Below are 15,579 nucleotides of genomic sequence, written 5' to 3'. Positions count from 1 at the left end.
CAATAATTTAAACCTACTAAAACTACATAAGAGCGCGCTTCGTTTTTTCATTTTTTCTCTTACTCAAAAGTATTTTTGCATCTGCAAATTCACCATTACTTAGGTATTTAAAAATATTATTAGGCACAATTTTATTACTATAACTTAATTCATAAAAAAATGGCAATACAAACATTAGACACTATTAAAAACTGGTTTAGAACTAGTTTAAAACCAACACAACAGCAGTTTTGGGATACTTGGGATTCTTTTAGACATAAAGATGAAAAAATTTCTGTCGAGGAAATTGATGGAGTTGAAAACCTTGCTCCAGATATTAAAGAAGTGCTTACCAAAGGAAATACTTATTATACCAACGGTCAAAATGATTATATGACATTTACTAATCAATATGCACCTGGCTGGCAGTTTAACAGTATGTCATTCAGACCGGGAGGACTTAGAATAGAAAGATCTCACAATGGAGATTCTTATGGAATATTATATGGCGCAGATCATGTTACTTCATTATTTAGCAGAAGTGATTATGCTAATGAATTAGGATTTAGATTAAACACCAAAGGCTTATTGTTAAAAACCAATGCAGCACCAGACGGTGCAGGTATCATTAAAACTGATAATTTAACAAAAACTACAGATTTTCAGCTTCCAGCTGAAACAGCCGCACCAACAGTGACGCTTGTTTCAAGAGTAAACGGCATCCCTGCTGATATAAATGGAAACGTGAATATTAACGGCCAGGGAGGGACTGCATCAACATGGCAACAAAGTCTTAATGCTGGCAGTACCTCTGTAGAAGTTCAGAATATGCGAATATCTTTGGGTGAAAAAGGTTTTTTAGAATTAAATGGCGGTGGCGACAGAGCTTTCTTCTTCAACACAGAAAACGGAATCAATTTACAGACAAGAGGAAAAGGTGAAATTGCTATTGGCAACGAAGATGGTATTAAAATTGACGGCCAATCGACTGGTAAAGTATCAATAAGATCAAACTCAAACGAAGGAGTAAAAATAGATGCTTCTTCATGGGGAGAAATCAGCATGTCACAAAATCAAGGACTTTATATCGATTCAAGAGCAGGAACCCTAACATTAGCAGGAGGTGGAGGAGGTACAGAAGGAATCAAAATTTTGGGAAGATCTGGAGTTACTATTAATGGAAATTATTTTAATATAGAATCAGGAAATACTAATTTTAAGAATAACGTCAATATTTCTGGCGGAGGAGGAATCGTATTCAAAGATCCCTCAAATAATCCTGAAAGTCCGGAAATAAGACTAAACTATGTTGCCATTGACGATTTAAAAGCTATCCAATTAATTGGTAATATGATCGTTAGAGAATCCTTTTATTTACAAAACGGTTTAAAATTTAAAACCAATCCAGTAGCTGCACCTACTGTAACAACCGACATTGATAGTTCTAAAGTCACAGCAGATTCTAAAATCTTTTTACCCAGCGGCATTAAAGGTAACAGTACGATGCTACTATCCATAAATGACAAGAAGGCCGATGTACATGGTAATATCAGCCTGCCTTCACTTATTGACAAAATCACATATGGCACAGCTTTCTTCAATAAAAACTGGCTGAATACGGTTTATGCCGATGCACCAATAGGAAAATCGTACTTTCATCTTGAAACCATGCAATTAGCTATTAAAACAGGATCTGATACTTGGGCTGTAGCCGCTTTAACAAACTTGACATAATTTAAATTTATAGAATCAGAAATACGTCAAAATCCAAAAAGGTTTTGGCGTATTTCTGATTTAAAAAGTAAGTAAATCAACAAAAAGAAGCGTTTTTTTTTGTACTGAAACTACTGAAAACACACCTCCAATTTTTCGTTTTTCAGCTTCTTCTGCCCTACTTTTACATACTCAAAAGTCGAAAATAAATTTGCTTAACAGAAGCACGGAAACCTCATTTTCAAAGACTTTAAAAACAACTACCTCAACTTTTTTATTAATAATTAAACAATCACTAATCATGGATTTTACACCAAAAGATTTAGGAGAAACACCTCCAGCACCAGACATGAGCAATTTTAAAAATCCTTTGGCTCAAACTTCTGAAGGAAACATTTTTATTGACCAATTTCTAATTACTCCTTTAAATGTTTCAGAAAAAAGAGAAAGCCTGGCAGAAGCTATCAAAAAAGAAAGCAGAGACAGCAATATTTAATTCTTATCAAAAAAATAAAAATGCTTGACGAAACAACAATCCAAAACCTAAAAGAAAAACACGGCTCTTTGCTTAAACTTACTTCTGATGATCAATTGGTTACAGTTTGCTGCAAAAAACCTTCTTTTAACACCTTTCTAAATTATCAAACCAAATACAAAGACAATCCGCATGAAGCGATTTTGTTTTTGTTTAAAGAATGTGTCTTAGAAAACGAAAATTATGAAGATGAATTTATGCTTTCAGCAGGAAATTCTATTGTGGAAATGATCAAAAAGGACAGTGAATTTGCCATTAATCCAACACCTCAAAAAGACGAATTCAAAAAATCAGCTGCCTTAATTCGAGCTGCTTTTCAGGTTGATCCGTATCAATTACCGATGGATGAATTTTACAAATTACTGGAAGAAGCGCTTTGGCTGCAAAAACATACCGAAACAAGACTAGAAAACACGCTCATTACGGCTTTTGCAAAAACATTTTCAAATTAAAAAAATATAAAAAATCATGAAATTCAATTTTAATGTAAACGAAGTTTTAGAAACAAAAGAAATAGAATACAGCGGTATTAATTATAATCAATCGGAGTCTAAAGATTTTATTATAGACAAAACAGGAGGCGAATTTAATCTTCGCGTTTTTGCTCCTTTGGTTTTTGAACCGCTTATAAAAAAAGATCTCAATCTTCCGAGCTTAAGAGTAGATGCTGTAACGGTAAATCTCAGTCGCTCTAAAATGATCAAAAAAGAAAGCGTAGAAGGAAGAGATTCAACAATCAAAGAACATATTACAAATGGAGATTTCAGCATTTCGATCGAAGGCTTAATTGCCAACGAAACGGGAGACGAATACCCAAAAGAAAAGCTTTTTTTATTGAAGCAATTCTTAAACGCTCCTTATTCTTTACGAGTGACACATGCTATCTTAAACCGATTTGGAATTTACGAACTGGTTATTGATTCGTATTCAATTCCTTCTATTTCTGGCACAAAAAATATTCAAAAATTTACTGCCAGCGCCACATCCGACGAAACTGTAGAACTAATAATTAGAGACAATGCTTAAATTAAATGCAAGAATTAGAGTTTATGAAACTATAAAACTGTTTCCAACTCCCAAGTTTTATGAGTTTACTTATGTAAAAAATGTCGAAATAAACAGCTCGTACAAAACACTTACGGATACAGCTACGATTGTAATGCCCAAAAAAGTATATACAGATACCAAAGGCTTTGATCAGAGCTTATTTGCAAACGCCAGCGGCACAGAAAAAACGATTCACGATTTTTTTAAAGTAGAAAATTTCATTGAAATCTATTTGGGTTACGACGACGATTACAAACCTGCTTTTGTAGGATACATCACTGGAGTTCAATCAGATGTAAATGCTACAATAACTTGTCAGGATGCCATGTATGCTTTTAAGAAAGTAAAAGCCGTTAAAGACGATGATGTTCAAGACAAAAACGACACTTTGAATACTGTATCAGAAAATCCGTCTATAAATATTGAAAATTTTAATCCTAAAACTTTTTTCGAAAAAAGAATCAAAGAATTAAAATTTCCTTTTAAAGTAAATGCGCTCAACGAAAATCTAGGAAATATTATAATCAGCAGGAATCATAGTCTGGCACAAGTTTTTGAAATACTGAAAGATAAAGGAATTTATACTTTCTTTAAAATGGAAATAACTGGGCCGGTTCTCAATATAACCAATAATCCACAGCAGCATACTCCAAACGAATTGGCAAGTTTTATTGATCGAAATTTCATCAAAAGTCCAATTGCAAATGCGCTTGTAAAAAAACTGATCAATCAAGGGTTAAATCTTTTACTGTCTCAATTAAATAAAGCTACTATATCACTTACAAACGGTTTTTCGGGACTAGTGAATTTTAGATTTCGCCATAACATTATTGCTGATAAATTGGTCGTTATAAACGAATCGACAAAAAATACGAGAACTAGGGTCGAAAAATATTTTAAAAATTCTAATACGCCGATTTATGTCGAATTGGGAGATCCGAACGGGCAATTATTAAAAACACACATTCTTCATAGCGATTCTGAGGATTTACCAAAAGACCCTGAAATTTTCAAAAAAACAACAACCGAAATTGCTTCAGAGTTGTACCAATTTGCCGCTTTACGAGCAATGGAATCTAAGCCAAATGGTTTTGAAGGCCATATTCTCACTTTTGGAGAACCTTTTGTACGTCCGACAGATAAAGTAATTCTCGAAAATGCAAAAGACAAGGAGAAAAACGGCACTTTTCAGGTAGAAAAAGTAGAACGCAGTTATGGCGAAAATGGTTATCGACAAAAGATTTTTTTAGGAAGAAGAGTCGAATTAGTTTAAAAAAGAGAAAATGGAAAATATCACAGATTTAATAAAAAACGTCGCCGTCAACAATAAAAATATTGAAACGTTTGCGGCAAAAGTTATCGAAATAAATAAAGAAACGGATTCACCACATAATACCGAAGATGCTTACACCGTAAACCTCATGCGTTCTGATGGCGCTATTATTAAAAATGTGCGCCTAAAAGCTTCTATTCAGGACGTCGAACAGGGAATTATTACTATCCCGAAAAAAGACAGCTGGGTTTTGGCTTCAATTATTGACGGAGTTGAAACTAGGGCTTTTATTTCGCAATATGCAGAAGTAGACAGAATAATGGGACGAATTCAGGCCGTAAATGATTCAAAGTTGTTCTTGGATTATAGTGCCGATGGCAGCAGACTATATATTCGTTACATAAACGCTGATAGTGAAACAGAAACTGACGAAAAAAAGATTGCTGATGTTGCCAAAATTGAATTCGATAAAAACCAAAATTTTAGAATCAGCTATTTTGATGAGAATGAAAAGCCATTGTCAACTACACATTTTTCTCCTGATAGTCTCACAACCACTTTTAATTCGATAGAAAACAAAGAAGTAAAAGAGCATTTAACTCTGGCTGTTTCTAAAGATACCGTTTCTTTTAAGTTCAAAAACGAGAAAGGCAAAGAACTAAATTCTATACTCGCAACTCCTGAAAAATATTCTATTTTATTAAAAAATGATGAGGATAAAAAACAAAGTTCTTTAACAATTGACAAAACTAAAATAGCAGGATACTTATTTGAAGAAGATGAACTTAAAAAATTAGCATTCGAATTAAACGGAGAAAGTGATAGCATTCGATTAAAAAAAGATGATGCAAACTTGATTGAACTAAAAGGAAAAACGGCAATTAACATAAAAACCGAAGGAGATTTTAATATAGAAGCAAAAAACATAAATATGAAATCTACTGAAAAAACAAATATAAATGCCTCTGGAGATACTATAATTACAGGAAATAATGTAAAAATCAATTAATGTATGGCTACTAAATATGTATGTAATGGAGCATTATGTTTCTGCGATCAAGGATCTACCCCAGGATTTTTAGATGTACAATCTCAGAACAAAATCTTCATTCAAGAAAAATTAATGGCTTTGGATGAAGATATAACTTTTGAAACTCCATTCTTTGGAACTTGTGCAGCTAATCAAAACAAGCCATGCGGTCCAGCTATAGCAAATAAGTGGAAAAATCCCACAGATAAAGTATATGGAAACGATAAAAAAGCTCTTTTAGAAACCTCAACCTTAAAATGTGATGTTGGAGGGAATATCAAAATTACAGACCCACTTCAAACTGGCCCAAAAACAGTAATCCTTGATAATTATTCCCCACCTGCAGTAACACCTTTAACAAAAGAAATTATAAGTGTTAATTGGAAAAATGGCAATTTGGAAAGCGAAATAGATACAGCAAACATTGGTGAAAAAGTAAGTTTAGTTGTTGAAACAAAAAATTACAATGAGGGAGAAACAGTAGTCATTGTAATAGATGAAGTTAACGGCCAAAACATTAAACCAAATACCAAAATGGTAAAATTTAGTGGAGAAGTAAATGCTGATGGTTTTGCAGTTTTAAGAGAAGAAATCACAATTGAAAATTAGCTATTTAAAAATATGAAAGAACTAAACGAATTAAGAGAGGATGAATTTAGTGGTAAAGTTTTTAGAATTAAAAGTGTAAATGATGACACACAATTTCAAAATCAAACTTTAAAAATTTATGGGAAGAAATGTTATTGCAATAGAGATTTTACAGAAGTTGAATTAACTAATATTATTACTCAACTAAGAAAAAAAGATGATGTCCACCAAGAACAACAGTATCATGAGAAAGACCCATTATATATTACTGAAGAAGGACTTTTATTAGTTCAAAAAGGCAAAGATGGTTACTACGATCTCAATGGAAAGTTCGTTCAAAAAGAAGCTCCTAAAAAATATAAAAAAACGGTAAGTAAATTTGATGAATTAGGGATTTCTATTTTTCAATCAAAAAGAATTGAAAAAATAAAAAATGATGATGCAACAATTCCTAAATTTACTCAAGAAATAAACAAAATCTTTAAAGATTACAATATAAATACATGTCTTAGAAAAATACACTTTTTAGCTCAATGCTATGTTGAATCAGGACGTTTTGTAGATACATATGAGGGATTAACTGCTGTAAAAAGTAATTATCGAGGAGGTGCAGATTTTCAAGGAAGAGGATTAAAACAAATTACACATGATATGAATTATCTTGAATATTATGATAAGGTAAATAGTACAACTCTTTTTAGAGACAAATACAAAGGTAGAAACAAAGAGGGAGAAGGGCTTACTTCGTATATGAAAAGGGTTACGAAAAATGGTTTTCCAGAAGATTTTTTGAATACCTTAAAAACATTTGCCAAAAAACTTTCTACCGAGCTTCATTATGCCTGTGATAGTGCAGGATGGTTTTGGGACAGAAAAGATCTCAATAAGTTTGCAGATGAAGACAATGTAACCAAAGTGACAAAAATAATTAATGGAGGCGATAAAGGTCTAACTGAAAGAAAAAAATATACATCTGATTTAAAAATAATTTTTGATTATGAAAAATGTAATAGCAAAAATTGGGGGCCTAATTCTAATTTTTTTTATGATTTCCTGCCAAAAAGCAATTATTGATTCTAAAAAAAATACGCAAATAATTAGTTCCGATTCAATTATAAAAAATTCCCTCGAACATGGTTTTGATGAAGATTTGATAAAAACCAAAAAAGTGGCAAAAGGAGATACCATTTTATTTAGAGAATGGGCAAATTTGATTATTAAACCTGTAATAATTTATGATGATAAAATAAAATACATTTTATCTAAAGATACCGTTTCTAAATTTTATAAAACCGGAGAAGAAATTTTCTCTAAAAATGAAATTACAATTTTTAATACTTTAACTAAAAAAGATTTTAAAATTAATGCAATTGCAATTTTGGATAATGATATAAAGGATGTTTATGCTAGTAATCAGCCTACTTCATATTTGGAAATTAAAAAGATATCAAAAACTAAAGGGGCATTCGATTTTAGCAGTGAAAGATATAATGAATACCTCATAGATTTTAAAGTAAAAAATAATGCCGTTCAAATCATAAAATTATCAAATCTTTCTTATTCTTATTCCGAAACTTATAAGTATGAATTAGATACACTTATTGTTTTGAGCAACAATAGTCGTATTTACCCAGATTCATTGCGTGCTAAAGTGTGTAAAGAAAAAAATCGTATTCATATTAAGGATATTAGAAAATAATAAAAAAAATATTCTCTGTTCCCGCACGATCATTTCGTGTGGGATATGCAGTTTTAGTTGAAGTTTTTAGTTTTTCAATTAATCATACAAAAGACCAGTCTACAAAAGAAGAACATGCTCAATTATATTTTTCGAAAAACTTTGAAAAATTCTATGTTAAAAATTAGGGGCTGCCAAGATATTAAAAATGGAAATTAGACACTGAAGCGGCATACCCTGAACTAAATAAACCAATATGAAAAAGGAAATAATCTTAATTACGCTAACGATCTTATTTACTTTTAGCTGCAATGCTCAGAAAAACAAACTTGACGAGTTTAGAAACATATATTGTAACGAACAATGCAATTTTTACAATAAACATTTAGAATATCTTTCAAAACTTCCAGATTGGCCCCCATCTCCTTTAGAAATAAGTCATGAAAAAGACACTCTGATTCCACTTTTTAAAATCCCATTAGAGATAAGAAGAAGCTTATTCCCTTTTTCTCGATATGATTCTGTGTATGTTATTAGACCAAAGTACTATTTAGACAAAGAACCTCGAAATTATCTGAAATCAAAATTTCATGATTCGAAAACATTGGTTACAGAAGAACAACTCAATAAAATTTCAGATATTCTTTTTAACTATTATCTCATAAAATATGATAACGTAACTATACGAAGTTATCGCATTACAGGCTGCTGGAATATAGAAGACACATATCCCAAAATTATATTGCTATTTGTAAAAAATGGAAAGAATAAAGATTACATCGCATTTCCCAGCCAAATTTTTAGAAGAACAAGTTTTAGTAACAAAGAATTAGAAGGACTTGATATGTGTGCCGAAAAAGAAAAAATGATAATGGAAATGTTTGGTATAAATCTAGAAGAATCAAGTGGTGGAATGGTAGAACAAGACGAGCTTGGAATATTAAGAGAGGAATATAAATAAGAATTTCTATCGACAGCCAAAAATACAAAACAATAAAAAAGAGAAAATTTCAGATTAATTGAAATTTTCTCTTTTTTATTTTAGTTCAACTTCTTTTTTAAACTCTCTTCCAACTCATAATATTTACTTTCAAGAGCATGAAGTTTTTCGTAAATATTAACCGGATCGGGCATTTGTCGCGAAGCATACATACTGGCGTACCAAACTTCGAGAATATCTTCGGCATAAATAGAATACATTGGGTAATTTCCGTCTCGGTTATCCGATTTAAGGATTAATTTACCGCTTTCTCTAATTCTGTTTAAAACCCTCTTTACTACTACTCCATCATTTTTACTGACAATTACATAAATCCTTCCATCAAGAATATCATCAAAATTATCAACATATTTCCCGAAAAGGTAATCTCCGTCGTGAATTGTTGTTGACATCGAATTTCCTTTGATTTCAAAACATCTAAAAGTTCCGTTTTTAAGCATCGGCATACTAAAAGAAGGAAGACTTTCCATATATTCTGGATCTGCATATCCGTCTAAATAACCTGCCCTTGCTTTTACTCCAACAAAATTAATGTTTTCGTCTCCGTCTTCGTTTACGGTTATAACTTTAGGAATATGAAGTGTGACTGCATTACTTGTCTTATTGGCAAAAATATCTTCGCTTTCTCCAAAAAAATATTCTGGGTTAATATTACAATGTGTAATAATACTTTGGAGAAGATCAAAACCTGGTTTAGTCCTTTTTCTTTCGCCGTCGGCCTGAAGTCTTCCAATAGTAATACTGTCAATAGTTGTACTGGTAACTCCAATCAGTTTTGCAAATGAGTTATTGTTTAACTTCATTTCGTCTATAATGCGTTTTATTTTATCGTGTATTTCCATGCTGCAACTCTGGTTGTTTTATTATGTAATATGTTTTACTTAAAGCTTAACTTCAAGTATATGTTGCAAAGCTACAGAATATATGGCAAATAATCTCTATTTCTTTAAATTATTTTATAATTAATTGATTTTCAGATATAAATATTTCTTAAAAAGCTGAATTATCGTACCATTTCATATTCAAATAGTTAAATCATATTACTGAAATTACTGCAATTTTATATGTAATATGTTTGTAAAATCAAAACATATGTTTTATATTTGCTTAAAAATAATCCAACATATGATTTTAAAAGAATTTTATACCGAGAAAAAAAATGCGATAGAAACAGCGCTTTCTTCCAGCACAACGACAGTCAATCTTTACAGTGATGCTGTTTTTAAAACTCCAATTACAGAGCCAATCGTTTTATTTAAATACGACACCGTAAATTGGGAAACCTCTTCTGAAAAAAATTATAAAGCAGACGTAGCATTCTGTCTTTATATTGTAATGCCGATTGCGGCGGCTGCAGCTTATGAAGATGTTTTTGAAATAGCACATCGTATTGACAAAGCTGTTTTATCTCCAAGCGTTAATGCGCTTATTGACACTAATTCTACTTTTAAAGTAAAAGAAAAACAATATTGTAATGAACAAGATTATTGGAGTAAAAACGATTATTTCATCTGGGAAGTGACTTACAAAACTACTTTGATCGAAAATACCTTAAAAAAGAAATACATTCTTTTTAATAATGGTTTGAGTAATGAAGAACTCGAAGAACTTGGATACAATCTAACTACTGGAATAATCGAAATCAACCCTAATCAAGTTGAAGGAAACGTAGATTTGAATACCACTATCTAATCTAAACTTGCCGCCCACAGCATAAAACCCAAAAAACAAGCAAAAATTTACATATCATTAACCCCAAGAAAATGAAAAGAAGCAGAACATTATTAGACAAAAGGAGAGATTTTGTAATGAACTATCTTAACACCAACCAAGCCAAACAAATGAAGGTTGTGGTCGCAGAACTTTCCGATTCTTTGTTCTTAACAGAACGCACTATTTACACCATTATTAACGAAGGATTGTCTACAGACGCCAGAGCTTAATACACTGAAACTACTGATCTTACCCGACAAAAAACTTGAAAAACACAACTTTCATTCTTAAATTTGTTCTCACAAACATCAAACAATTTTACCGCACGGCCTAAGGTAAAAAACTCAAAAGAATCTAAATAAAACGATTCAAAAAAGTAATCCGGATTTCTGTATTCACTTAAAATAATCATCAAAATACCTCTATATATTGACAAGTTTCAACACTTGTTACAAGCCCCCTTTTGCCCTTTTTCAAGCAAACCAAAAACAAATTTTTAAACATTTAAAACAATTTATATTATGAGTACATTAAACGGTGTAGAAATTACAAAACTATCAGGCGGATTAGGCAGAAGAAGTCCAGAACAAGACATGATTTCGGGATTGCTTTTTAACGCTTTCGAGGGAGTTGAATTTGATAAAGTAGAACGTCTTGCATCATTAGAAGATGCTGAAACTTTTGGGATTAAAGAAACAATAGACAATTACACTGGACAATCTGTTTACTATCAAATTCAACAATTCTTCAGAATAAATCCTTCTGGTGATTTATATGTTATGGCAACAACTGGAGATTCTTACGGAAGTATTGTTGACAAAGCAATGGAAATGCAGGAAAAAGCAAACGGAAATATTCGTCAAATGGCTGTAATTTATTCTGGACCTACAACTTTTGCTGAAACTGAAGATGCAATCGAAAAGGCAAATACACAAACAAAGAAGGCTTATGCAGAGTTTATGCCATTCGAAATTATTCTGGAAGGAAAAGGATTTGATGCAACAGTAGAAGCAAATTCAAGTTATTTAGAGGATTTTGCTGCCGAAAATGTATCAGTAGTTGTCGCTATGGATCTTGAAAAAGCAGTAAAATATCCAAATAGTGCTGCAGTTGGTGTAGTTTTAGGAGCCGTATCAAAAGCAAAAGTATCTGAAAACATTGCTTGGATCGAAAAATTCAATCTTACAGGCGAAGGTTTTTCAAAACCAGGATTTGTTGGCGGACAAGAAATCAAATCACTTGGAGCTTTGAGAACTTTAAACGACAAAAGATACATCTTTACACAGACACACACTGGCCTAGCAGGTGTTTATTTCAATGACAGCCACACTTGTACAGCTGGTACAGAAGATTATGCTTACATCGAAAACAACCGTACAATTAACAAAGCTACTCGTTTATTGCGTGCTGCTTTATTACCAAAATTGGCTTCTCCGGTTTTAGTAGATATTGATGGTAAATTACCGCAATCTGTATCAAAAGCTTTCGAAGGTCTGTGCAGATCTGCCCTTGAAGGAATGGTTGCAAATCAAGAAGTATCAGCTTTTGATGTTTATGTTGATCCTAAACAAAACATTTTGGCAACTTCTGAATTAAAAATTAAGGCTGAAATTACTCCAGTTGGAACCGCTCGTAAAATTAAAGTCGATTTAGGATTTAAAAATCCATTCGGAATCGAGCAGGCATAATACTTCTTTCTTGCCAATAAAAAAATCTCAGGCGACCTCATCACGATTCATTTGCTGCAAACAAATCGTGATGATAGTCCTGAAACGTAATCAAAATCATTAAAAAACAAAAAATCTACACATGAATAAATTACCATTAATTAACGGACAACAACACAGCTGGTCATCTATTGAAGTAAGTATTGCAGGTAACATTGTTTCTGGAATTACAGCCGTAAACTACAGCGATTCTGTTTCTAAAGAAAACCATTATGGAGCCGGCGATATGCCAGTTCACAGAGGAAGAGGCAAATACGAAGCAAAAGCTTCGATCACTTTATACAATTACGAAGTTGAAGCGATTTTAGCTGCTTTACCAAAAGGACAAAGACTTCAGGATATTAACCCGTTCAGCATCATTGTGAGTTACTTAGACGACAGTAACGAAGTGATTACGCACACAGTAAGAAACTGCGAATTCAACTCAAACAGCAGAGGAATCAGCCAGGGAGATACTAAAATTGCCGTTTCTTTTGACTTGATCTGTTCTCACATCGAGTGGAACTAATAGTTACCTATTTTACTTAATTACAATTTTTTAATTACAATTCCTGTCTAAAAAACCGACTCAAAAGAGAAAACCAATCTTACAGCGTTATACAGAAAAGAAGTTCAAAAGCAACATGATTTCTGTCAGCCAATTATTTCTACAGCTCTTAATGAGTCCGTTTCTGGGCAGGTAATGATCTACTTCACAGGCTGCTTGAGCATTTTTCATCCTGAAATGCAGCTCAAGCAGTCTTTTTTCAAAAAAAAAAACTCAAAAATGGAAAAAACAGAACCAAAAAGCGCCGATGTTCTTGACGGCAATATTACTCAGGCACAACTTAATCAATGGAAATACAAATATAAAAAAGTAGTCAAACTTACCATTCAAGACGATGACGAAACTACTCTTTTTGCTTATTTCAAAAAACCGGATATGAGTATTCGTGCCGCAGTTTTACAAGCTTCAAAAATGGATGAATTTAAAGCCTTAGAAGTCCTATTTAAAAATTGTTATCTGGGCGGTGACGGCAAAATAGAACAAGAAGACGACCTGCGTCTCAATATTACCACAGCATTTTCAGATCATATTCAGCCCAAACCTGTTAAAGTCGAAATTATCTAACAACCTCTTTTTTTTATCCTCCTGCAAAACCTTACCACCATGATTAGAAACCATAACATATTCCTGAAAGATACCAGCGAAGCCGAAATGGCACGCTTTAGACAAATTATGCTTGGCATTTGGCGTCAGCAGATTGAGGATGATAAGAATGTATTAAATAACGACATTCATGATCTAAACAAAGAAAATGATTATAAACATGACACTTTGAAATCTAATTTAGCTGATAATGTAAAAGATCAGTCTGTTGATACTATTGTAAATTTAAGAGGTTATTTTTACACAAAAACAGGAAAGTATTTAGGAAAAATAGGAGGAGATGACCTGAACGATAATGTTTACATTACTGATGAAATAACGTTTTTAGAAATAGAAAAAGTAAAAACAGTTTCCAAAGACATGATAACCTATTCTGCAAACAGATACAATTTAGATAACAACCCATTTATTTTAGAAATAGAAAAAAGAAAAAATGAGATTATTTATTTCACAGAAAAATATAAACTAACAAATACTCAATTACTAGATAGAGCAAACTGGATTTATGCAGAAGGTGGATATAAAATTCCAGAATTCGTTGCTTATACTATAGAAAACGCTTACAACGACAGCGATATTGCAAAGAAAGATGAGAATAAGCTTTATTATTACTTAATGCAAGATGCAAGTGGCAGATTAGAAAAAGACAAGTATTTTTCGGGAGGATATAAAAATCAAACTGGAAAACGTTTTTGGAAAGTAAGAGGAACAATTTCAATGGATAAAGACATGATGAACACAATAGCCGCAGTGATTAAATCAAAACTATATCCTGAAAAAGATCCTACAGGAGGCACCAATTCCTGGCTAGGTTATCCAAACGGATCTCATGAAGGAGAATACTTTATCAAAACAGAAGGATCAAGATTTTTCTTTCAGAAGAGAATTCGTGGTAAAGCTTTAAAAACAACAAGTAAAGAGAGAAAATATATAACTATAGATTAAAATGAAAAAATATTACATTTATAGAGAAGGAATTAAGCACTTTTTTTCCAATCTAGGAAAAAAGTAAAAAAACAACTTAAACTACGATAAATATTTCAGAAAAAAAAAGATAAATTACTATGAAAAAGATGTTTTTAATAAGTTTTGTATGCATGTGTGTTTGCTGTGGTGAATCTCCAAAAAAAAATATTACATCTCCAAAAAATAATATTGCATCACAAAAAAATTATATCGATTTTGAATCTTCGGAAAAATTATTTAATAAAATAAGTAAAACAACCAATTTATTTAAAAATAAGAAGGAGACTCAGATTGATTACGAAGGAGACACACAATCATTATCAGACTCTATTATATTAGTAAAAAAAAGAATTGGTACAAAATATAATATTAATTTATATACATACTTATACACTCCTCCCACATACGCAGCTTTTCACTCAGAATATTTGAAAATTAATAATTTAAAAATTAGTATAGACTCTTTATTGTATAAAGAACATAATAACGTTATTGAGAAGCATCCCTATTTTTATTTTAGAACAGTAAGTTATTTGCACTTTGGCAAAAATGATTATATTTTGATAGAATTACAAAACAGAAATTTTAATATGAATGGAGATATCACTAGCTATCTTCTAATCAAAATGCATAAAAGTACACTAATAAGTACTTGGCTTTTTTATAATGGCTATCATGATGAAAAAGTTTTTGCAGATTTTGATAATGATGGAGAATTGGATTATTTAGATTGGGGGACCAGAAAAAACGAAATAAGTCTCTACAGTCTTAAGAAAGATTCATTAATAAAGAATAAAGAGAAATTTATATTCGTTGTACCAAGCAAAGAGTTTATTGAATTTGAAGAGACTTTCCATGACAGTAACGATTGGTATTTCATAGTTGATAAAAGTAAATCAAACTGGTTTTTTAAATTTTGATTTAGCTCCTCACGCTCTCGCATGAATCCTTTCGTGCGACATATGCTTGAGTAAAGTTAAGGTCGTTTAAGAGCCTATTTAAAATTTGTTTAGAGCGAAATGAGACAAATTTTAGTCTAAAATCACAAAAAAAACAATATGATCAATTTACCAAAACTAGACTTCCTATATTTTAATTTAGAATTCACAGATGAAAACTATTTTAACAGAAAAGAACTTTATTACGCTCAAACTGATTGGGGATTGACATAACTAAAATA

18 protein-coding genes are annotated in these 15,579 nt (G+C 31.7%); 17 read left to right on the top strand and 1 reads right to left on the bottom strand.

Annotated elements, in window-relative coordinates; all coding sequences use genetic code 11:
- Positions 1 to 159 precede the first annotated feature (159 nt).
- The 10 genes from C4F50_RS12615 (at position 160) to C4F50_RS12570 (ending at position 8,804) form a co-directional block, all read left to right on the top strand.
- Entirely contained in the window at positions 160 to 1,713 is a 1,554-nt protein-coding gene (locus tag C4F50_RS12615; protein ID WP_194139011.1) for a hypothetical protein, read from the top strand.
- A 280-nt stretch (positions 1,714 to 1,993) separates the two neighbouring features.
- Entirely contained in the window at positions 1,994 to 2,188 is a 195-nt protein-coding gene (locus tag C4F50_RS12610) for a hypothetical protein (RefSeq protein ID WP_194139010.1), read from the top strand.
- 20 nt (positions 2,189 to 2,208) lie between these two features.
- Positions 2,209 to 2,679, top strand: coding sequence for a hypothetical protein (locus C4F50_RS12605; RefSeq protein WP_194139009.1), 471 nt, complete (start codon positions 2,209 to 2,211; stop codon positions 2,677 to 2,679).
- A 16-nt stretch (positions 2,680 to 2,695) separates the two neighbouring features.
- The gene (locus tag C4F50_RS12600) at positions 2,696 to 3,253 is read left to right on the top strand and encodes a DUF6046 domain-containing protein (protein WP_194139008.1); all 558 of its coding nucleotides are present in this window, start codon (positions 2,696 to 2,698) and stop codon (positions 3,251 to 3,253) included.
- Positions 3,246 to 4,547, top strand: coding sequence for a hypothetical protein (locus tag C4F50_RS12595; protein WP_194139007.1), 1,302 nt, complete (start codon positions 3,246 to 3,248; stop codon positions 4,545 to 4,547). The genes C4F50_RS12600 and C4F50_RS12595 overlap by 8 nt, the downstream gene beginning before the upstream one ends.
- Before the next feature lie 10 nt (positions 4,548 to 4,557).
- Entirely contained in the window at positions 4,558 to 5,556 is a 999-nt protein-coding gene (locus C4F50_RS12590) for a hypothetical protein (protein WP_194139006.1), read from the top strand.
- 3 nt (positions 5,557 to 5,559) lie between these two features.
- Positions 5,560 to 6,186 (top strand): DUF4280 domain-containing protein, encoded by a 627-nt coding sequence (locus tag C4F50_RS12585; protein WP_194139005.1) that lies wholly within the window; start codon positions 5,560 to 5,562, stop codon positions 6,184 to 6,186.
- A 12-nt stretch (positions 6,187 to 6,198) separates the two neighbouring features.
- Entirely contained in the window at positions 6,199 to 7,239 is a 1,041-nt protein-coding gene (locus C4F50_RS12580) for a hypothetical protein (RefSeq protein ID WP_194139004.1), read from the top strand.
- Positions 7,211 to 7,864, top strand: a complete 654-nt coding sequence (locus C4F50_RS12575; RefSeq protein ID WP_194139003.1) for a hypothetical protein — start codon at positions 7,211 to 7,213, stop codon at positions 7,862 to 7,864. The genes C4F50_RS12580 and C4F50_RS12575 overlap by 29 nt, the downstream gene beginning before the upstream one ends.
- A gap of 235 nt (positions 7,865 to 8,099) precedes the next feature.
- Complete coding sequence (locus C4F50_RS12570; RefSeq protein ID WP_194139002.1) at positions 8,100 to 8,804, top strand: hypothetical protein; 705 nt, start codon at positions 8,100 to 8,102, stop codon at positions 8,802 to 8,804.
- A gap of 80 nt (positions 8,805 to 8,884) precedes the next feature.
- Here C4F50_RS12570 and C4F50_RS12565 read toward each other — a convergent pair whose 3' ends face one another.
- Positions 8,885 to 9,685 (bottom strand): XRE family transcriptional regulator, encoded by an 801-nt coding sequence (locus tag C4F50_RS12565; RefSeq protein WP_194139001.1) that lies wholly within the window; start codon positions 9,683 to 9,685, stop codon positions 8,885 to 8,887.
- A 283-nt stretch (positions 9,686 to 9,968) separates the two neighbouring features.
- Here C4F50_RS12565 and C4F50_RS12560 point away from each other — a divergent pair, with 283 nt between their 5' ends.
- The 7 genes from C4F50_RS12560 (at position 9,969) to C4F50_RS12530 (ending at position 15,319) form a co-directional block, all read left to right on the top strand.
- Entirely contained in the window at positions 9,969 to 10,535 is a 567-nt protein-coding gene (locus tag C4F50_RS12560; protein WP_194139000.1) for a hypothetical protein, read from the top strand.
- A gap of 71 nt (positions 10,536 to 10,606) precedes the next feature.
- Complete coding sequence (locus tag C4F50_RS12555; protein WP_194138999.1) at positions 10,607 to 10,786, top strand: hypothetical protein; 180 nt, start codon at positions 10,607 to 10,609, stop codon at positions 10,784 to 10,786.
- 291 nt (positions 10,787 to 11,077) lie between these two features.
- Positions 11,078 to 12,244 (top strand): DUF2586 domain-containing protein, encoded by a 1,167-nt coding sequence (locus tag C4F50_RS12550; protein WP_194138998.1) that lies wholly within the window; start codon positions 11,078 to 11,080, stop codon positions 12,242 to 12,244.
- Positions 12,245 to 12,365: 121 nt separating this feature from the next.
- The gene (locus C4F50_RS12545; RefSeq protein WP_194138997.1) at positions 12,366 to 12,791 is read left to right on the top strand and encodes a hypothetical protein; all 426 of its coding nucleotides are present in this window, start codon (positions 12,366 to 12,368) and stop codon (positions 12,789 to 12,791) included.
- A gap of 258 nt (positions 12,792 to 13,049) precedes the next feature.
- Positions 13,050 to 13,394 (top strand): hypothetical protein, encoded by a 345-nt coding sequence (locus tag C4F50_RS12540; RefSeq protein WP_194138996.1) that lies wholly within the window; start codon positions 13,050 to 13,052, stop codon positions 13,392 to 13,394.
- Between the two features lie 39 nt (positions 13,395 to 13,433).
- Positions 13,434 to 14,378, top strand: coding sequence for a hypothetical protein (locus tag C4F50_RS12535; RefSeq protein WP_194138995.1), 945 nt, complete (start codon positions 13,434 to 13,436; stop codon positions 14,376 to 14,378).
- Positions 14,379 to 14,497: 119 nt separating this feature from the next.
- The gene (locus tag C4F50_RS12530) at positions 14,498 to 15,319 is read left to right on the top strand and encodes a hypothetical protein (RefSeq protein WP_194138994.1); all 822 of its coding nucleotides are present in this window, start codon (positions 14,498 to 14,500) and stop codon (positions 15,317 to 15,319) included.
- Positions 15,320 to 15,579 lie beyond the last annotated feature (260 nt).

The organism is Flavobacterium hungaricum, assembly GCF_015182285.1.
Lineage (GTDB): Bacteria > Bacteroidota > Bacteroidia > Flavobacteriales > Flavobacteriaceae > Flavobacterium > Flavobacterium hungaricum.
The sequence above is the reverse complement of the archived record's forward strand: the minus strand, read 5'-3'. Positions and strand labels throughout refer to the sequence as shown.